The following is an 18,497-nucleotide window of genomic DNA, read 5'->3' on the forward strand; positions in this document are numbered from 1 at the left end:
AACCCCATGAACCTGAAAGCCACGGCCGATTTCGACCATTTCGCCAATCTCGACCTGCGCGTCGGCCGCATCCTCGCGGTCGAGGACGCGGCCACCAAGAAGCCGACCTACCGCCTGCGCATCGACTTCGGCGCCGAAATCGGCATCAAGGTCTCCTGCGGCGCCTTCCGCAACTACCCGCCCGAGGCCCTGGTCGGCCAGCAGGTGATCGGCGTGGTCAATTTCGCCGCCCGCAAGATGGGGCCGGAAACCTCCGAGGTGCTGGTGCTCGGCGTTCCCGACGAAGCCGGCCAGACCATCTTCCTGACGCCGAAGAGCGCGGTGCAGCCCGGCGTCGCGGTGTTCTGACGCCGTCTGCATTTCCGTAGGAGCGGCTTCAGCCGCGAATGCAGCGGTCAAGCCACGATTCGCGGCTAAAGCCGCTCCTGCATAGAACCTTCGATTCGCCGCCCGGCCACGGCCGGGCAACCCTGAAAAAGCCAAGAGGTCACGCCATGAGCACGATCCAAGACATCTTCCCGCCGTCCGCAGCCGCATCGCTGCGCCCGGCCGTATCCGCGACGCCCGGCCGCCTGGAGGACTGGCCGGAGTCCGCCCACGCCGAGGTCTGGCGGCGCAACCTGGGCGCCGCCATCATCGGCGTGGCCGCCACGCCCGATGCCACCCTGGTGGCGGCCGCCAGCATCGACCGCCGGGTCGCGCTGTTCTCGGCCGCCGGCGAGCTGCTGTGGCAGCGCACACTCGGCAACGAAGCCTGGGCGGTGGCGATCTCCGACGACGCCTCGCGCATCGCGGTCGGCACCGCCGCCAAGCAGCCGGCTGCCGGCGCCATCGCGGTGTTCGACCGCGCCGGCGAACTGCTGTGGCAGCTCGAGGTCGACGCGCCGGTCTGGAGCGTGGCGCTGTCCGGCGACGGCCGCCGGCTGGCGGCCGGCTGCTGGAACAACCAGGCCTACGTGTTCGAGGCCGCCGACGGCCGCTTCGAGGAACGCGCCCGCAAGCGGCTGGGCGAGGCCGGCGTCTACGGCGTGGCGATGTCGGCCTACGGCGACCGCATCCTGGCGGCCGCCTACGACCAGTCGGTGGTGCTGCTCGACGGCGGCATGACCGCGCTGTCCGAGTACGCCAGCGGCAGCGGCGCCTACCACACCGCGCTGTCGCGCGACGGCAGCCGCGGCGTGGCCGGCCTGCGCGACGGCCGCGCCATGCTGCTGCGGCCGCATGCCGAGGAGCCGGTGCTGTACACCGAGGTGATCTCGCAGCGGCCGATCTGCGGCGCCGCCGTATCGGCCCAGGGCCTGGCCGCGCTCGGCTCGTTCGACGGCCGCGCCTACCTGGTCAACGGCGAGGGCCGGCTGCTGTGGTCGCTCGACGCCGGCGGCGAGGTGTGGGCCACCGCGGTGTCGACCGACGGCGCGCTGGTGGTGGTCGGCTCGGGCGACGGCACGCTGCGGCTGGTGCGCAACCGCGTCGACGACGCCGCCAACGCCTCGCTGCTGTGGCTGGAACACACCGTCGAGCGCGCCGGCGAGGGCGCGCCGGCGCTGGCCGCCGCCCAGCGCGCGGTGGCGGCCTTCCGCCGGCTCGGCCTGATCGACTACGCGGTGCGCCGGCTGCAGGACTGGGGCCCGCGCATCGGCCGCGAGGCGGCCAGCGAGCTGGCGCGCCGGCTGCTGCTGGACGACACCGCCGCGTTTCCGCGCCACCACCAGAGCCATTTCCTCTTGGCCACCATGTTCGAGGCGCAGGGCGAGTACCGCCAGGCCGCCTGGCACTACATCTGGGCCGGCCAGGACGACCGCCTGCGGCTCGACGGCCTGACCCGCGCCGGCGAGGCGTTCTCGCGCGCCGGGCTCGGCTTCGCCGCCAAGTCGGCCTTCCGCCGCGCCCACGAGCAGCGCGTCGGCGAGGAAGCCAAGCGCACGCTGTACAGCATGGGCCGCGCCTTCGAGGACAACGGCCAGCTGGCCGAGGCGCGCAAGTACTACGAGGTGGTGTTCACCTTCAGCCCGGACTACCGCGACGTGTTCGCCCGGCTCGAGCAGCTCGGTACGCCGGAGGCCGCCGCGGCGGCCGAGGCGGAGTTGAACGATGCGAACGAAGCGGCCGAGTCGACGGCTCCCGCCAAGTCGGCGGTTCCCGCCGACTGGTACGACAGCCTGCTGCTGGGCTTGCTCGGGCCCGACGTGCCGCGGCTGGCCGAGGTCGACCAGTCGCTGCACCCGATCCTGCGCGCGCGCTCCAAGGAGCTGGCGGTCAGCGCCGAGGACCGCAAGCGCATGCTGAGCGTGATCGCCGAGCATGCGCTGGAGCGCGATGCGCCGGGCCGCCAGGCCGGCCTCGACTACGACGAGGCGGTCTACATGCGCTACGACGCCTCGGTGCCCGAGGACGAGACCAAGAAGTCGCTCGAGCTGATCCACGTGCTCGACTGCATCAAGCGCTATGGCCCGTTCCAGCGCAGCCTCGACATCGGCGCCGCCACCGGCCGCTACCCGACCCTGTTCAGCGGCATGGGCATCGAGGCCTTCGGCGTCGACATCGAGCCCGAGGCGGTCGCCTTCGCGCTGAAGAAGCGCGGCGACGCGCCCTACCCCGACTTCCGGGTCGGCGACGCCCGCGCGCTGCCGTTCGAGGACGCCAGCTTCAACCTGGTCACCTGCATGATGGGCACCGCCGCGCACATCCCGGCCGGCGACATGGCCACCGTGCTGGCCGAGATCCACCGCTGCCTGCGGCCCGGCGGCGCCTTCATCCTGTCGACCTGGGACGTCGAGTGCCCGCACCTGACCTTCCTGTCGATCTATTCGCACGCGCAGAAGGAAGAGATGCGGCGCAACTCGCCGACCCGCGGCGAGGTGCGGGCGATGGCGCTGGCGCAGGGCTTCACGGTGGACGAACTGCGCCCGGTCGGCCTGATGCCGGAATCGATCACCTACGAGCTCGACCTGCAGCAGTTCGGCCCGAACCGCATCGGCCACCTGGTCGACCTCGACCTGGCGTTCCGCGCGCTGTTCCCGGCGCTGCACGGCCAGATGTACGTGATGCTGGTGCGCAAGCCGGCCTGAGCGACGACGTTTCAACATTCGAACCAAGGAATCGACGCGATGAGCGACAAGTACGAAGACGGCGACGATCGCCGCTACCTGGTGGTCGTCAACCACGAGGACCAGTATTCGATCTGGCCGGCCGAACGGCCGCTGCCGGCGGGCTGGACGGCGGAAGGCTTCGCCGGCGACAAGGCGGCCTGCCTCGCCCATATCGAGACGGTGTGGACCGACATGCGGCCGAAGAGCCTGCGGCAGGCGATGGGCGAGGCGTGAGCCGCGAGGGCGGCACGGCGGGCGTTTCGTTGCAAGGTCGGAAATGTCAGCTTCCGGCCGGCCTGCGTGCTGCTCTACTGCGCCCCCGGCGCGTTCGAGTGCGGAGGCCGGGCAATCGGAATGGGGCTTATCGCTTTGACTCGCTGACCACGGAATGGCCTCCAATCCTTCCCCCGCGCGCGGGAGAAGGGGGTCCGAAGGACCGGACGAGGGCGGTGGTTTGATGCCCCCCCTCACCCTGCGCCGGGCGCCCCCAACCCCTCTCCCGTGCACGGGAGAGGGGTTGGGGGCGACGCATCTGGGGGTCAGTACTGCCCTGCGTCGCCAACCAAGCAAGGAATGAACATGACAAGACAGCAAGCGCCCCTGTTGCGGCGCCTGTGGCAGAAAACCGGCCTGGCCGACAACCGCGCCGAAGCGACGCTGCTGCTGGTCGCCTTCGTCGACGCGGTCGGGCGCGGGCTGTTCCTGGCCGGCGCCACCTTCTTCTATACCCAGGTGGTCAAGCTCAGCAACGTCCAGGTCGGCATCGGCCTGTCGCTGGCCGGCCTGGTGGGCCTCGCCTGCGCGGTGCCGATCGGCCGGCTGGCCGACCGCGTCGGCGCCGGCCGCACGCTGATCGGCCTGCAGGTCTGGCGCGCGGCCTGCTTCTGCGTCTACCCCTTCGTCACCGACTTCCACCTGTTCCTGCTGGTCGCCTGCCTGATCGGCGCGGTCGAGCAGGCGGTCTGGCCGATCATCCAGGCGCTGGCCGGCTCGATCGCCCAGGGCGCCTCCTACGTCAAGACCATCTCCAAGGTCTCGGTGGTGCGCAACGTGGCCTACACGCTGTCGGCCGGCATCGTCGCGCTGATCATCGGCGCGGCCGGCGGCAAGACCGCCATGCAGGCGCTGCTGATCGCCAACGCCGCGGCCTTCCTCGCCTCGGCGCTGATGCTGCTGTTCGCCCGCCTGCCGGCGCCGGCCGCGCGCGCCGAAAAGAGCAGCGAGGCGGAACCCAGGCGCCCGTTCTGGGCGCAGGGCCAGCCATTCCGCGACAAGAACTTCCTGCTGCTGTCGCTGCTCAACGGCTTCCTCTCGCTGCACGCGGCGGCGATGAACATCGCGCTGCCGCTGTGGATCCTGACCAAGACCGATGCACCCAAGGCCTCGGTCGGCGTGCTGCTGGCAGTCAACACCGTGCTGACGGTAGCGCTGCAGCTGCGCTTCAGCCGCGGCGGCGACCAGCTCGCCATCGCCGCGCGCAAGCAGCTCTATGCCGGCATCTCGCTGGCCGGCTTCTGCGTGCTGGCCGCGCTGACCGACACGCCGAACCTGTGGCTGGCCTGCGCGCTGCTGCTGCTGTGCACGGTGGTGCTGACCTTCGGCGAGCTGTGGCAGTCGGCCGGCGCCTGGGGCCTGTCGTTCGGCCTGGCGCCGGAGCGCGAGCGCGCCTACTACCTGAGCGTGTACTCGCTCGGCACCACGGTGATGGCGATCATCGGGCCGGGCCTGCTGCCGATCGCGGTGGTGGAGAAGGGCATGGCCGGCTGGCTGACCTTCGCCGCGCTGTTCGCGGTGGCCGGGCTGGCGGTGCCGATCCTGGCGCAGCGGGCCAGCCGGCAGCCGGCCTTCGTGGCGGCGCCGGCCGAAGCCAAGGCCTGAGCGCAGCGCAGAACGACCAGCAAAAAGCCCCGGAACCGGTCCGGGGCTTTTCGTTGGGGACGCGAGCAGCGGCGTGCTTATTCGCCGATCGCCACCCGCAGCGACAGCGCGATGCCGCGCGCCGCCTCGGTGATGTCGCCCAGCGTCGGGAAGCTCGGCGCGATGCGGATGTGGCGGTCGGATGGGTCCTTGCCGTAGGGGAAGGCGGCGCCGGCCGGGGTCAGCGTGATGCCGGCCTCGCGCGCCAGCTCGACCGTGCGGCGCGCCTTGCCCGGCGGGGTCAGCAGGTCGATGAAGTAGCCGCCCTGCGGATGGGTCCAGCTCACGTCGGCCACGCCGCCCAGCAGCGCCTCGAACTGCGCCAGCACGGCGTCGAACTTGGGCTTGAGGATCAGGCGATGGCGCTCCATCAGCGCCTCGACGCCGGCGCGGTCCTTGAGGAAGGCCACATGGCGCAGCTGGTTGACCTTGTCCGAGCCGATGGTGCGCACCGACACGTGGCGCGTCCACCAGGCCACGTTGGCCGGCGAGGAAGCCAGCGCGGCGAGGCCGGCGCCGGCCAGCGTCACCTTGCTGGTCGAGGCGAACACGATGGCGCGGTCCGGGTTGCCGGCGGCGGCGCAGGCCTCGACCACGTTGGCGATGGCGATGCGCTCCTCGCCCAGGTGGTGGAAGCGGTAGGCGTCGTCCCACATCAGGCGGAAATCGGGCGCCGCGGTCTTCATCGCGGCCAGCCGGCGCACCGTCTCGTCCGAGTAGACCACGCCGCCCGGGTTGCTGTACTTGGGCACGCACCACATGCCCTTGATGCCGGCATCCTCGGCGACCAGGCGCTCGACCAGGTCCATGTCGGGGCCGCCGTCGCCCATCGGCACGTTGATCATGCGGATGCCGAGCGCTTCGCAGATGGCGAAGTGGCGGTCGTAGCCGGGTACCGGGCAGAGGAAGGAGATCGGCGCCTGGCGCACCCACGGCTCCTGGCCCGACACGCCGTGCAGCATGGCGAAGGCCAGGGTGTCGTGCATCAGCGCGAGGCTGGAGTTGCCGTCGACCACCACCTGGGCGGCCGGCAGGTCGAGCAGCTCGGCGAACAGCGCGCGCGCTTCAGGCAGGCCGACCGCGCCGCCGTAGTTGCGGGTGTCGCTGCCGTCGGCAGCCTTGAAGCCGGGCAGCGCGTCGAGCAGCGGCAGCGAGAGGTCGAGCTGCTCGGGTGCCGGCTTGCCGCGCGACATGTCGAGCTTGAGGCCGAGTTCCTTGAAGGATTGATACTGGGCGAGGGATTCTGCGTGGTTCATGGGGAGGGTTTCCTGCGGCGGGCAAAAAGTCGGCGCTATGTTGGCACGTCCGACGGCCGCGCGCATCCGGCCGATTGGCGTTCGCCCGGCGCGGCGGCGATAATCGCGCGTCTCCCCTGCCTGACTGCGCCCATGACCGACTCCCTCAACGTGCTCGGCCTGCCGCTCGAGACCTGCAGCCTCGAGCCGCTCACCGGCTTCCTGCGCGACGGCTGCTGCCAGGCCGATGCGGCCGATCCGGGCCGCCATACCGTCTGCGCCGAGATGACGCGGGCGTTCCTCGACTTCTCGGCCGCGCACGGCAACGACCTGTCCACCCGCGGCCCGAGTTCGGCTTCGCCGGTCTCGAGCCGGGCGACCGCTGGTGCGTCTGCGCGGCGCGCTGGGTCGAGGCGCTGGTGGAGGGCGCGGCGCCGCCGATCGTACTGGCCGCCACCCATGAGGACATCCTCGAACTGGTCTCGCTGGAGACGCTGGTCGCCTATGGCCTGGACCGGCCCGGCGCCTGAGCGCAGCGACGACCGACGAACAGCACAACCCGAAACGAGAAAGAAATCGCCATGACCCAAGCGCTCGACCATCTCTTTGCCAACAACCGCCAATGGGCCGAACAGGTCAAGGCGGAGCGGCCCGAGTTCTTCGCCCAACTGGCCAAGCAGCAGACGCCCGAATACATGTGGATCGGCTGCGCCGACAGCCGGGTGCCGGCCAACGAGCTGATCGGCCTGTTGCCCGGCGAGGTGTTCGTGCACCGCAACGTCGCCAACCTGATCGTGCATTCGGATCTCAACTGCCTGTCGACGCTGCAGTTCGCGGTCGACCTGCTGCGGGTCAAGCACGTGATCGTCTGCGGCCACTACGGCTGCGCCGGCGTGCGGGCGGCGCTCGACGACGTGCGGGTGGGCCTCGCCGACAACTGGCTGCGCCACATCCACGACCTGCGCCGGGTGCACAGCCGCTGGATCGAGAAATTCCCGCCCGAGATGCGCGCCGACAAGCTGTGCGAGCTCAACGTGATCGAACAGGTGGTCAACGCCTCCCAGACCACGGTGGTGCAGGACGCCTGGGCGCGCGGCCAGGACGTCGCGGTGCACGGCTGGGTCTACCGCATCTCGGACGGCCTGCTGCACGACATGGGGATGAGCGTCGGCCAGCCGGAGGAGCTGGTCGATCTGTATCGGGATTTCTTCAAGCGCGAGGGATGAGAGCGTGAGGGGTTAGGTGTGAGGTGTGAGGTGTAACCCCATCCCCACCCCAACCCTCCCCTTGAAGGGGAGGGAGTCTGTGCAGCGAGACAATGACGGTCACAGACCTTGGAACCATCGCAATCCTGCCCCTCCCCTTCGAGGGGGAGGCCGGGAGGGGATGGGGCTACACCTCCCCTCACGCCTAACTCCTCACACTTAAGCTCCTGATCCGACAAGAAAACTGGACAAGCCCCCGCGCTTCAGTAGCATCCGCGCCCTTTTTCCTGACGGAGGGCCACGATGTACACCCAATCCGCCCGCGCCTGCGGCATCGACTTCGGCACCTCCAACTCCACCGCCGGCTGGCTGCGCCCCGGCACCTCGCCCTTGCTGGCGCTCGAGGACGGCAAGGCCACGCTGCCCTCGGTGGTGTTCTTCAACGCCGAGGAAGACAGCACCTGCTTCGGCCGCCACGCCTTGGCCGAATACCTCGACGGCTACGAAGGCCGGCTGATGCGCTCGCTCAAGAGCCTGCTCGGCTCGAGCCTGATCGACGGCCAGACCGAGGTGCTCGGCCGCGCGCTGCCGTTCCGCGAACTGCTGGCCCGCTTCATCGGCGAACTCAAGCTGCGCGCCGAGCAAAGCGCCGACCGCGACTTCGATACCGCGGTGTTCGGCCGGCCGGTGCATTTCGTCGACGACAACCCGGCCGCCGACCGCCAGGCCGAGGAGACGCTGGCCGCCACCGCGCGCGCAGTGGGCTTTCGCGAGGTCAGCTTCCAGTTCGAGCCGATCGCGGCGGCCTTCCATTACGAGCAGGATATCGACCGCGAGGAGCTGGTGCTGATCGCCGACATCGGCGGCGGCACCTCGGACTTCTCGCTGGTGCGGCTGTCGCCCGAGCGCGCGCGCCGCGCCGAGCGGCAGGACGACTTGCTGGCCAACGCCGGCGTGCATGTCGGCGGCACCGACTTCGACAAGTACCTGAGCCTGCGCGGCGTGATGCCGCTCTTGGGCCTGGGCAGCCGGCTGCGCAACAACTCCGAGGTGCCGTCGAGCTACTTCTTCAACCTGGCGACCTGGCACACCATCAACTTCAACTACACGCGCAAGATCTGGATGGAATTGCAGGAGGTCTACCGCGACGCGCGCGAGCAGGACAAGCTCGACCGGCTGTTGCGCGTGATCGAGCACCGCGAGGGCCACTGGCTGGCGCTGCAGGTCGAGCAGGCCAAGATCGCGCTGTCCGACGCCGAATCCACCACCATGGCGCTCGACCGCATCCGCGAAGGCCTGAGCCACGTGGTCGACCGCGCGGTGTTCGAGGACGCCACCGCGCTGCTGGTCGACCAGGTCGAGCACACCGTGGCCGGCCTCCTGGCCGATGCCGGCCTCGCCGCCGGCAAGATCGACACCGTATTCTTCACCGGCGGCTCCAGCGGCGTGCCGCAGCTGCGCCGCCGCATCGCCGCGCTACTGCCGGCCGCGCGCGCGGTCGAGGGCGACCTGTTCGGCAGCATCGGCGCCGGCCTGGCGGTCGAGGCGATGCGGCGCTACGGACCCGATTGATCGCCACGTCCACGGCGACAAGCCCCCCTTCTCAATAATATAATCCGCACCCCGCCCGCAGCCGCGGCGCGGGATTGAATCCATTCACATTCATGAACGTTCGTACATAAAGGGAGAAGAACCATGAAGAAAACCATGCAATCGATGCTGATCGCTGCAATGGGCACCACCGCACTGCTGGCCGCCACGCCCGCGCTGGCCGGCGAAGCCGACAATCCGCGCAACGTGAGCTTCGTCGTCCACGGCGGCCTGACCTACGGCGGCGAGAAGATGGCCTCGGTCGAATACACCAACGGCAGCTCCTACGATCTGCGCGGCGGTTCGCTGTTCCAGGTCGGCGCCGGCGTGCTGCTGCAACCGAGCGAGCAGCCGTTCGCCCTGCAGCTGACCTACAACTATCACTTCGACCGCGCCGGCGCCAAGAACGGCGACGCCTACTTCACCCGCATGCCGCTGGAGGCGATCGCCTACTACACCGGCGTGGAACGCTGGCGCTTCGGCGTCGGCCCGCGCTTCGTGCAGAACGCCAAGGTCAAGGTCGAGTTCGAAGGCCGCAAGGAAACGGTGGACTTCAAGAACACCACCGGCCTGGTGCTCGAAGCCGGCTACCAGCTCAACGACAAGCTGTGGCTCAACGGCCGCCTGGTCAAGGAAACCTACAAGGCCGAGCGCTACAGCCTGAACGGCCAGTCGGTCACGGTGGCGGAAGAGACCGACGGCTCGCACCTCGGCTTCTTCGTGACCGGCGTGTTCTGATCGCGGCGGCCGAAGCGCTCCAATCGTCCATCGCTCCGGCGAAGCGGGTTGGGTAGGTCGGGCTTCATGCCCGACTGGCGCACTCGGTTGGCGGCGCTATCGGGCATCAAGCCCGACCTGCGAAAGTCGGCCACCGTTTCGCCCGGTCGTAACCGCAAAAAAGCCCCGCCTGATCAAGGCGGGGCTTTTTGCTGGGCGATCGTCCGGCCGCTTCGGTCTTCAATTGATCCCCAGCCGCTCCATCCGGTAGCGCAGCGAGCGGAAGGTGACGCCGAGGATCTTGGCCGCCTGGGTGCGGTTGAAGCGGGTCTTGTCGAGCGCCTCGAGGATCGCTTCCTTCTCCATCCGGTCGAGGTAGTCCTGCAGCGGGTACTTGTCGCCGATGGCGGCCGAGGGCAGCGGGCCGTCGTCGTCGGTACGGCGCAGCTGCAGGTCGTCGGCGCTGATGCGCTGGCCGTCGCACAGCGCCAGCGCGCGTTCGAGGATGTTCTCCAGTTCGCGCACATTGCCGGGGAAGTCGTAGGCGGTCAGCGCCTCGATCGCGTCGCGCGCCAGCGGCGGCTCGTCCATGCCGTTCTGCTGCGCCAGCCGCGCCAGCACGCCATGGGCGATCTGGGCGATGTCCTCGCGCATCTCGCGCAGGGCCGGCATCTTCAGCTCGATCACGTTGAGCCGGTAGTAGAGATCCTGGCGGAAGCGGCCGTCCTCGACGCACTTGGCCAGGTCCTGGTGGGTGGCGCAGACGATGCGCACGTCGACCGGCACCTCGCGCGTGTCGCCGAGCTTGCGCACGCGCTTTTCCTGGATCACCCGCAAGAGCTTCACCTGCATGCCCAGCGGCAGGTCGGCCACCTCGTCGAGGAACAGCGTGCCGCCCTCGGCCGCCTGGAAGAAGCCGTCGCGCTCGCCGTCGGCACCGGTGAAGGCGCCCTTCTTGTGGCCGAAGAACTCGCTCTCCATCAGGTTCTCGGGGATCGCGCCGCAGTTGACCGGCACGAAGGCCTGCGCGGAACGGCTCGACTGGGCGTGGATCAGCCGCGCGGCACGCTCCTTGCCGCTGCCCGATTCGCCGGTGATGTAGACCGGCGCCTGGCTGCGCGCCAGCCGGTCGATCAGCTGCAGGGCGTGGCGGATCGCCGGCGAATCGCCGATGAAGGGCTTGTCGCCGACCGCGCCGGGCTTGCCGGCCGGCTTGTCGACCTCGAGCGCCGAACGCACCAGCGTGCGCAGCTGGTCGAGCGAGACCGGCTTGGCCAGGTAGTCGAAGGCGCCGGCCTTGAGCGCCTCGACCGCGTTGTCGAGGCTGCCGTAGGCGGTGATCACCGCCACCGGCACGTCCATGCCGCGGCTCTCGATGTGGCGCAGCAGGTCGAGTCCCGAGCCGTCCTGCATGCGCATGTCGGTCAGGCACAGGTCGATGCCGCCGGCGTCGAGCCGCGCGCGGGCGCCGGCCACGCCGTCGGCGGTCTCCACGTCGAGCCCCATCTTCAACAGCGTCAGCTCGACCAGCTCGCGCAGGTCGGGCTCGTCGTCGACGACCAGGACGCGGGGGGACTTGGAGGGTTTCTTGCTCATGCGGGGCGGGCCGGGAAAGTGATGCGGAAACAGGCGCCGCCCGGTTTGGCGTGCGGCGGCGCAGCGACATATTCCAGCACACTGTCATTTCCAGCACAAATTTCGCGGGCGATGTAGAGGCCCAGGCCGGTGCCCTTGGCGTCGGTGGTGAAGAACGGCTCGAACAGCTTGGCGACGTCCTCGGCGGCGATGCCGGGCCCGTCGTCGCGCACCTCCAGCGCCCACTGGTCGCCGATCCGCGCCACCACCAGCCGCAGCGCGCCGTCGTGGCGCGAGCAGTAGCGCCAGCCGTTGCGGCACAAGTTCCACAGCACCTGGTGCAGCTGGCCCTCGTCGAAGCGCGCCACCGCGCCGTGCGGACAGTCGATGCCGAGCAGCGCGGCGATGCCCTCGACCTCGCGGAATTCGGCGATGAAGGCCAGCAGCCAGTCGTGCAGCCGCAGGTCGACCGGCTCGGCGCGGTCGCGCCGGTTCAGGTCGAGGATGGCGCGCACCATGCGGTCGAGCCGGCGGGTGTTGTCGACCATGATGCGGGTGAGCCTGAGCGCGGCCGGGTCGTCGGCCTCCTCGGCCAGCAGCTGGGCGGCGTGGCCGATGGCCGACAGCGGATTGCGGATCTCGTGGGCGATGTTGGCGGTCAGCCGGCCGAGCGCGGCGAGCTTCATCTGCTGCGCCTCGCGCCGCAGCCGCTCGGTGTCCTCGAGGAAGATCACCGCGCCGGTGGCCGAGGCGCCGACCTGCACCGGCATGAAGCGCGGCCGCACGGTCTGGCGCGTCACGTCCAGGTCGAGCGGCAGCATGCTGTGCCCTTCGCGCCACTCGGTCAGCGCACGCGCCAGCGGCGGGCAGAATTCGGCCAGCACCGTCTTGCCGGCGGTCATGCCCGGCCCGAGCATGCGCTCGGCGCGCTGGTTGTACTGCCGCACCACGCCGGAGCCGTCCAGCACCAGCACGCCGTCCGACACGTCCTGGATCACCAGCCGGTTGATCTGCGCCATGTTGGCCAGGTCGATGCCGCGCTTCTCGGCCAGCCGCTCCGATTCGGTGGCGTAGCGCGACAGCCGGTGCGCGAGCCAGGCGGTGGCGAAGCAGCCGATCGACAGCAGGCCGGCCTGGAACAGGTCGGCGCTGCCGCCGTCGACCAGCGACTGGTAGCCCTGCTGCAGCAGCAGCGCGATGGTCGCCATGGCGGCGTGGAACAGCGTGGTGCGGCCGCGGCTGATCAGCCCGGCCGAGGCGAGGAAGGGCAGCAGCAGCAGCGCGATGCCGGTGCGCAGGCCGCCGGCCAGGTGCATGGCGCCGACGATGCAGACGATGTCGGTGCAGACCTGGATCGACAGCAGCACGCGGAAATGCGGCCAGCGCAGCCGCAGGCACAGGCCGTAGCCGGCGGTGATCGCCAGGTAGACGGCGGCCAGCCACAACAGCGCGGTGCGATCGTCGGAGCCGGGGAAGAAGCGGTGGCCGAAGAACCAGGCGGTGGCCGCCAGCGCGAGCGCGATCAGCGCGCGGAACAGGTTGAAGACCTTGGCGGAACGCCAGAAGTCGTCGGGAACGTCGGGACGGGCGCGCGGCATGGCAAGGAAGCGGGAGACGGTAGGCAACAGCGGTTTATATACCGGCCGCGCGGAAAACACACCGGGCCGCGGTGATAAGCTGCGCGGCCTATGCAGCTTCCCGCCCGCTTCGTCGTTCCGCTCTGCCTCGCCGCCACCTGGCTGATCTGGGGCTCCACCTACCTCGGCATCCGCTTCGCGCTCGAAAGCTTCCCGCCCTTCATCCTGTCCGGCACCCGCTACCTGCTGGCCGGCGCGGTGCTGCTGGCCATCGTCAAGCTGGCCGGCGCGCCGTGGCCGAGCCGGCGCCAGCTCGGCAATACCGCGCTGCTCGGTTTCATGATGCTGACCATCGGCAACGGCCTGGTCTGCGTCGCCGAGCAGACCGTGCCCTCGGGCGCCGCCGCGCTGATCGTGGCGGCCACGCCGCTGCTGACCGTGCTGGCCAACCAGGCGCTCGGCAGCCGCGCCCGCGGCATCGAGTGGGCCGGCCTGGGCCTGGGCGTCGCCGGCATCGTGCTGATCAATCTCGACGCCAGCCTGGCCGGCGATCCGCGCGGCTTCGCGCTGGTGATCGCCGCCTGCCTGTCGTGGGCGATCGCTTCGGCGCTGATGCCGCGGCTCGACCTGCCGGAAGGGCCGATGTCGGCCGCGCTGCAGATGCTGGCCGGCGGCCTGGTCGCGCTGCCGGCGGCGCTGCTGTCGGGCGAGCGCTTCCCCGCCGCGCCGACGCCGGCCGCCATCGGCGCCCTGCTCTACCTCGCTGCGTTCGGCTCGATCGTGGCCTATTCGGCCTTCGTCTGGCTGCTGCGCAACGTGCGGCCGGCGCTGGCCACCAGCTCCTGCTACGTCAACCCGGTGGTGGCGCTGTTCCTCGGCTGGAGCCTGGGCAACGAGGCGGTCGGCTGGCCGCTGCTGGCCGGCATCGCGGTGATCCTGGCCGGCGTGGCGCTGATCGGCTGGGCGGCGGCGCGGCGAGGGGTGTGAGGTGTGAGGTGTGAGGTGTGAGGTGTGAGGTGTGAGGTGTGAGGTGTGAGGTGTGAGGTGTGAGGTGTGAGGTGTGAGGTGTGAGGTGTGAGGTGTGAGGTGTGAGGTGTGAGGTAACTCGGCAGGCGCAAGCGGTTCTGAATCGCGTGAAATCAAACCCCTGTGTACCCGGCCTGCGCACAGCCCCTCTCCCTCCGGGAGCGGACCGGGGTGAGGGAGCGCCTGTAGCGCGCCCACCGACCTGCAGCACATCTGAACCGTCGCCCCTCACCCTGCCCTCTCCCGGAGGGAGAGGGTGGTGCAGTGATCGCCGAAGAATGCGGCGCAGCGATCAACGAAGTGCGGCGATCGCCCGTGCAGTGCGCTACGGCTTATCCGCTACGCTACACGGCTCCCTCCCCTTCAAGGGGAGGGCTGGGGTGGGGATGGGGTTACACCTCACGCCTCACGCCTCACACCTCACCCATCTATGACGTTCGCGGCAACTCGTCGCCCCTGCCGAATCCTGCTAGGTTCCAGGCTTCCCTTTCGCTTCCCTGCCTGCCCCACATGCCCGCCATGGCCGCCACCGACTACCTCGAACGCATCCTCACCGCCCGCGTCTACGACGCCGCCGTCGAAACCCCGCTCGAGGAGATGCCGATCCTGTCGGCCCGCATCGGCAACCGCATCCTGCTCAAGCGCGAGGACATGCAGCCGGTGTTCACCTACAAGCTGCGCGGCGCCTACAACAGCCTCTCGAGGCTGCCCAAGGAGAAGCTCGAGCGCGGCGTGATCACCGCCTCGGCCGGCAACCATGCCCAGGGCGTGGCCTACTCGGCGCAGAAGCTCGGCTGCCGCGCCGTCATCGTGATGCCGGCCACCACGCCCTCGATCAAGGTCGACGGCGTGCGCCGCCGCGGCGCCGAGGTGGTGCTGCACGGCGACTCCTACAGCGACGCCTACGCCCATGCGATGGAACTGGTGCAGCAGACCGGCGCCACCTACGTGCCGCCGTTCGACGATCCCGACGTGATCGCCGGCCAAGGCACGGTCGGCATGGAGATCCTGCGCCAGCACCCCGACCCGATCCACGCGATCTTCGTGCCGATCGGCGGCGGCGGGCTGGCGGCCGGCCTGGGCTACTACGTCAAGCGGCTGCGGCCCGACATCCGCGTGATCGGCGTCGAGCCGGTCGACAGCGACGCGATGCGCCGCTCGATCGAAGCGGGCGAACGCGTCACGCTCGACCAGGTCGGCCTGTTCGCCGACGGCGTGGCGGTCAAACAGGTCGGCGAGGAGACCTTCCGGCTGTGCCGCCAGGTGCTCGACGAGATCATCCTGGTCGATACCGACGCGATGTGCGGCGCGATCAAGGACGTGTTCGAGGACAGCCGCTCGATCCTCGAGCCGTCGGGCGCGCTGGCGCTGGCCGGGCTCAAGGCCTGGGCCGCGCGCGAGGGCGCAGAAGGCGAGACGCTGCTGGCCATCGCCAGCGGCGCCAACATGAACTTCGACCGGCTGCGCCACGTCAGCGAGCGCGCCGAGATCGGCGAGGCGCGCGAGGCCATCCTGGCGGTCACCATCCCCGAGCAGCCGGGCAGCTTCCGCGCCTTCTGCGAGCGGCTGGGCAACCGCGCCATCACCGAGTTCAACTACCGCGCGGCCGATCCGAACGAGGCGCACATCTTCGTCGGCGTGAAGATCGAGGCGCGGCGGCAGGCGGCCGAGCTGGTGGAGCAGCTGAACGCCGCCGGCTTCAAGGCGCTCGACCTGACCGACAACGAGATGGCCAAGCTGCACATCCGCCACCTGGTCGGCGGCCGCGCGCCGCAGATCGAGCACGAGCTGGTCTACCGCTTCGAATTTCCCGAGCGGCCGGGCGCGCTGCTCAACTTCCTCACCCATATGGGCCGCGGCTGGAACATCAGCCTGTTCCATTACCGCAACCACGGCGCCGACTTCGGCCGCGTGCTGGTCGGCATGCAGGTGCCGCCGGCCGAGGAAGCCGCGCTGCAGCGCTTCCTCGACGAGCTCGGCTACCAGTACCGCGACGAGCGCGACAACCCGGCCTACGCGCTGTTCCTCGGCTGAACGCCGCGGCACGCCGCTCCGGTTGAACGCCGGTGCGGCGGCGCAGTCCCACCGATGGAGGGCCCGGCGATCGCCGCCGGGCCGATTGGCAAAGCGGGACGCGCACCCTATAGTCCCGCCCATCATGACGTCGGGATTTGCGATGCGCGTCTTCCTGTTCCGCTGCCTTCGCCTCGCCGCGCTCTGCGCCGGTTGCGGCGTGCTGGCCGGTCCCGCCGAGCGCATCCGCCCGCCCGCCGGCCAGCCGGCCACCCCGCCCAAGGCGCTCGACCTGAGCATGGACGACCTCGACGGCGAAGACGAACGCGTGCCGGCGCGCGTGCTGTCGCCGATCTTCCGCAGCTACAGCGAGCCGCTGTCGCGCGCCAAGCCGCTGCAGGACCTGCACCGCAAGACCCCCGAGGAAATCGCCAACGAGCAACTGGTCCGCTCGTTCGAGGAGCAGGCGCGCGCGGCGTCCGACAACAGCGCGGTCTGCCTCAACCGCGACGGCGGCAACTCGACCGGCGGCGGCGTGCGCTGGTCGCTCAACGACGGTTTCGGCTTCTACGTGCAGGGTCGCGCCTTCAAGCACTTGCAGCGGCTGATGAAGCGCAACGCCGGCAACATCTGTCCACCGGGCGATCCGAGCCCGATGTGCAAGACCATGCCCAAGCAGGTGTGCGACTGAGGGTTCGCCGGCAGGCATTCGGCCGACGCTGCCGGTCGACGCCCGCATTCGAGCGGCAGCGCCAGCCACCTCCGCCCCACCTGCAAGCCGGCCGCGACACCCCGTCCGCCAGCCCGCGTCCCGCCCGCCGAAAACGTAGTCGAAAGCCTTCGCCTACAAACTTCCGAAGCCGCGAACCAGCATCTACCCTGACCTGCGCCGTCGCCCGACGCGCGCGCACGCCGCCCCCAGAGCGGCGACGAACCCAGGAAGATGAGCATGCAGACCCCTCCCCCAGGCCGCGCCGACGGCCTCGATCGACGACGTTTCCTCGGCCTGGCCGGCGCCATGGCCGCCTCGGCACTGTACGGCTGCGGCGGAGGCGGCGACGCCGCCCCGGCGCCGACACCGAATCCGACCCCGGTGCCGACGCCGCAGCCCGGCCTCGACTGGTCCGGCCTGTCCCGCCGCCTGAGCGGCCGGCTGATCCTGCCGGCCGACGCCGACTACGGCCTGGCCGCGCCGGTGGTCAACATGCGCTTCGACGCGGTCCGGCCGCAGGCGATCGCCCGCTGCGCCAGCGCGGCCGACGTCGCCGAGGTGCTGGCCTTCGTCCGCGCCAACGGGCTGGCCGTCACGCCGCGCTGCGGCGGCCACGGCTTCGGCGGTTACTCGACCGGTACCGGCGTGGTGATCGACGTCGGCCCGATGAACGCCATCCGGGTCGATGCCGGCACCGCCACCATCGGCGCCGGCGCCAAGCTGGCCGACGTCTACGACCAGTTGATCGGCCAGGGCGTGGCCATTCCGTCGGGCACCTGCCCCAGCGTCGGCATCGCCGGCATCACGCTGGGCGGCGGCATCGGCCTGGTCGACCGCGCCTACGGCCTGACCTGCGACAACCTGCTGGCCGCCCAGGTGGTCACCGCCGACGGCCGCCTGCTCGACTGCGACGCGACGCGCGAGCCCGAGCTGTTCTGGGCGCTGCGCGGCGGCGGCGGCGGCAATTTCGGCGTGGTCACCGCGTTCACCTTCAAGACCCATCCGACGCGCGACCTGACCCAGTTCGAGGCCACCTTCCGCTTCGACGACGCCGCCCGCGTGCTGGCCGCCTGGCAGGCCTGGCCGGACGGCCTGCCCGACGCCATCTGGTCCTACCTGATCTTCTCCTTCTTCAACCCGGCCAGCGCGCCGGTGCTGCAGTTGTCGGGCGTCTGCATCGGCACGCCGGACGAGCTGGCGCCGCACTGGGCCCGCCTGCTGGCCACGATCGGGGCCGCGCCGCTGGGCTCGAACGTGGTGCAGCGCAGCTATCGCGACACCATGCTGGCGATGTGCGGCGGCCGCACCGTGTCGCAATGCCATATGCCCGGCCAGACGCCGGACGGCCAGCTGCAGCGCTACCCGTTCGCCTCGAGCTCCGACTTCTTCGACCGGCCGCTGCCGGCGGCCGGCATCGAAGCGCTGCTGCAGGCGATCCGCAGCGCCCAGGCCGGCGGCATCGGCGGCCAGATCCTGCTCGACGCGATGGGCGGCGCACTGGGCCGGGTGGCGCCCGATGCGACCGCCTTCCCGCACCGCGCCGCGCTGTTCAGCGCCGAGTACTACATGAACGCCGCGCTGGCCGGCCCGGCGCCGACCTGGTCGAACGGGATGCGCGCGACGATGAGGCCGTGGAGCTCGGGCGGCGCCTACGTCAACTACATCGACCCGCTGATCGCCGACTGGCCGGCCGCCTACTACGGCGCCAACTACGCGCGGCTGGTGCAGGTGAAGGCGCAGTACGACCCGAGCGAGGTATTCCGAGGCCCACAACACATCCCGCGCGCTGAAATCGCATTGCAAGGACGCTGCCCCGTGATGTAGGTCGGAATTCATTTCCG

At 70.3% G+C, this 18,497-nt stretch carries 14 protein-coding genes and 1 pseudogene; 12 read left to right on the forward strand and 3 right to left on the reverse strand.

Annotated features, from left to right (window positions below; genetic code table 11):
* Positions 1-6: 6 nt before the first annotated feature.
* From H9L41_RS21105 to H9L41_RS21120, 4 genes are all read left to right on the forward strand, one after another.
* Positions 7-348 (forward strand): hypothetical protein, encoded by a 342-nt coding sequence (locus H9L41_RS21105; RefSeq protein WP_034607924.1) that lies wholly within the window; start codon positions 7-9, stop codon positions 346-348.
* A gap of 146 nt (positions 349-494) precedes the next feature.
* Positions 495-3,068, forward strand: coding sequence for a methyltransferase domain-containing protein (locus H9L41_RS21110; protein WP_051319336.1), 2,574 nt, complete (start codon positions 495-497; stop codon positions 3,066-3,068).
* A gap of 39 nt (positions 3,069-3,107) precedes the next feature.
* The gene (locus tag H9L41_RS21115) at positions 3,108-3,323 is read left to right on the forward strand and encodes an MbtH family protein (RefSeq protein ID WP_028447645.1); all 216 of its coding nucleotides are present in this window, start codon (positions 3,108-3,110) and stop codon (positions 3,321-3,323) included.
* A gap of 345 nt (positions 3,324-3,668) precedes the next feature.
* Entirely contained in the window at positions 3,669-4,967 is a 1,299-nt protein-coding gene (locus H9L41_RS21120) for an MFS transporter (protein ID WP_051319366.1), read from the forward strand.
* Positions 4,968-5,044: 77 nt separating this feature from the next.
* Here H9L41_RS21120 and H9L41_RS21125 read toward each other — a convergent pair whose 3' ends face one another.
* The gene (locus H9L41_RS21125) at positions 5,045-6,262 is read right to left on the reverse strand and encodes an aspartate aminotransferase type Ic (protein ID WP_028447646.1); all 1,218 of its coding nucleotides are present in this window, start codon (positions 6,260-6,262) and stop codon (positions 5,045-5,047) included.
* Between the two features lie 132 nt (positions 6,263-6,394).
* Here H9L41_RS21125 and H9L41_RS21130 point away from each other — a divergent pair.
* From H9L41_RS21130 to H9L41_RS21145, 4 genes and pseudogenes are all read left to right on the forward strand, one after another.
* Positions 6,395-6,771: pseudogene (locus tag H9L41_RS21130) on the forward strand (DUF2237 family protein).
* Between the two features lie 51 nt (positions 6,772-6,822).
* Positions 6,823-7,467, forward strand: a complete 645-nt coding sequence (can, locus tag H9L41_RS21135; protein WP_028447648.1) for a carbonate dehydratase — start codon at positions 6,823-6,825, stop codon at positions 7,465-7,467.
* Between the two features lie 282 nt (positions 7,468-7,749).
* Entirely contained in the window at positions 7,750-9,018 is a 1,269-nt protein-coding gene (locus H9L41_RS21140; protein ID WP_028447649.1) for an Hsp70 family protein, read from the forward strand.
* A 123-nt stretch (positions 9,019-9,141) separates the two neighbouring features.
* Positions 9,142-9,774, forward strand: coding sequence for a porin family protein (locus H9L41_RS21145; RefSeq protein ID WP_028447650.1), 633 nt, complete (start codon positions 9,142-9,144; stop codon positions 9,772-9,774).
* A 219-nt stretch (positions 9,775-9,993) separates the two neighbouring features.
* Here H9L41_RS21145 and H9L41_RS21150 read toward each other — a convergent pair whose 3' ends face one another.
* Positions 9,994-11,349 (reverse strand): sigma-54-dependent transcriptional regulator, encoded by a 1,356-nt coding sequence (locus tag H9L41_RS21150; protein WP_028447651.1) that lies wholly within the window; start codon positions 11,347-11,349, stop codon positions 9,994-9,996.
* Positions 11,346-12,926, reverse strand: a complete 1,581-nt coding sequence (locus H9L41_RS21155; RefSeq protein ID WP_028447652.1) for a two-component system sensor histidine kinase NtrB — start codon at positions 12,924-12,926, stop codon at positions 11,346-11,348. Before H9L41_RS21155 ends, H9L41_RS21150 begins: the two co-directional genes overlap by 4 nt.
* 90 nt (positions 12,927-13,016) lie before the next feature.
* Between H9L41_RS21155 and yedA the strand changes: the two genes are divergently transcribed.
* From yedA to H9L41_RS21175, 4 genes are all read left to right on the forward strand, one after another.
* Complete coding sequence (gene yedA / locus H9L41_RS21160; protein ID WP_034607926.1) at positions 13,017-13,892, forward strand: drug/metabolite exporter YedA; 876 nt, start codon at positions 13,017-13,019, stop codon at positions 13,890-13,892.
* Positions 13,893-14,441: 549 nt separating this feature from the next.
* The gene (ilvA, locus tag H9L41_RS21165; protein ID WP_373278956.1) at positions 14,442-15,965 is read left to right on the forward strand and encodes a threonine ammonia-lyase, biosynthetic; all 1,524 of its coding nucleotides are present in this window, start codon (positions 14,442-14,444) and stop codon (positions 15,963-15,965) included.
* A gap of 142 nt (positions 15,966-16,107) precedes the next feature.
* Positions 16,108-16,635 (forward strand): hypothetical protein, encoded by a 528-nt coding sequence (locus tag H9L41_RS21170; RefSeq protein ID WP_028447654.1) that lies wholly within the window; start codon positions 16,108-16,110, stop codon positions 16,633-16,635.
* A 258-nt stretch (positions 16,636-16,893) separates the two neighbouring features.
* Positions 16,894-18,480: an FAD-binding oxidoreductase gene (locus tag H9L41_RS21175; protein ID WP_187523576.1), complete on the forward strand. Its 1,587-nt coding sequence runs from the start codon at positions 16,894-16,896 to the stop codon at positions 18,478-18,480.
* Positions 18,481-18,497: the final 17 nt, after the last annotated feature.

It is taken from the genome of Chitinimonas koreensis, from assembly GCF_014353015.1.
Taxonomy (GTDB): domain Bacteria; phylum Pseudomonadota; class Gammaproteobacteria; order Burkholderiales; family Chitinimonadaceae; genus Chitinimonas; species Chitinimonas koreensis.

Bases quoted from the DNA above. Each gene is read 5' to 3' on its own strand.
- H9L41_RS21105 (WP_034607924.1), top strand. From the start codon at position 7: ATGAACCTGAAAGCCACGGCCGATTTCGACCATTTCGCCAATCTCGAC.
- H9L41_RS21110 (WP_051319336.1), top strand. From the start codon at position 495: ATGAGCACGATCCAAGACATCTTCCCGCCGTCCGCAGCCGCATCGCTG.
- H9L41_RS21115 (WP_028447645.1), top strand. From the start codon at position 3,108: ATGAGCGACAAGTACGAAGACGGCGACGATCGCCGCTACCTGGTGGTC.
- H9L41_RS21120 (WP_051319366.1), top strand. From the start codon at position 3,669: ATGACAAGACAGCAAGCGCCCCTGTTGCGGCGCCTGTGGCAGAAAACC.
- H9L41_RS21125 (WP_028447646.1), bottom strand. From the start codon at position 6,262: ATGAACCACGCAGAATCCCTCGCCCAGTATCAATCCTTCAAGGAACTC.
- can (WP_028447648.1), top strand. From the start codon at position 6,823: ATGACCCAAGCGCTCGACCATCTCTTTGCCAACAACCGCCAATGGGCC.
- H9L41_RS21140 (WP_028447649.1), top strand. From the start codon at position 7,750: ATGTACACCCAATCCGCCCGCGCCTGCGGCATCGACTTCGGCACCTCC.
- H9L41_RS21145 (WP_028447650.1), top strand. From the start codon at position 9,142: ATGAAGAAAACCATGCAATCGATGCTGATCGCTGCAATGGGCACCACC.
- H9L41_RS21150 (WP_028447651.1), bottom strand. From the start codon at position 11,349: ATGAGCAAGAAACCCTCCAAGTCCCCCCGCGTCCTGGTCGTCGACGAC.
- H9L41_RS21155 (WP_028447652.1), bottom strand. From the start codon at position 12,926: ATGCCGCGCGCCCGTCCCGACGTTCCCGACGACTTCTGGCGTTCCGCC.
- yedA (WP_034607926.1), top strand. From the start codon at position 13,017: ATGCAGCTTCCCGCCCGCTTCGTCGTTCCGCTCTGCCTCGCCGCCACC.
- ilvA (WP_373278956.1), top strand. From the start codon at position 14,442: ATGCCCGCCATGGCCGCCACCGACTACCTCGAACGCATCCTCACCGCC.
- H9L41_RS21170 (WP_028447654.1), top strand. From the start codon at position 16,108: ATGCGCGTCTTCCTGTTCCGCTGCCTTCGCCTCGCCGCGCTCTGCGCC.
- H9L41_RS21175 (WP_187523576.1), top strand. From the start codon at position 16,894: ATGCAGACCCCTCCCCCAGGCCGCGCCGACGGCCTCGATCGACGACGT.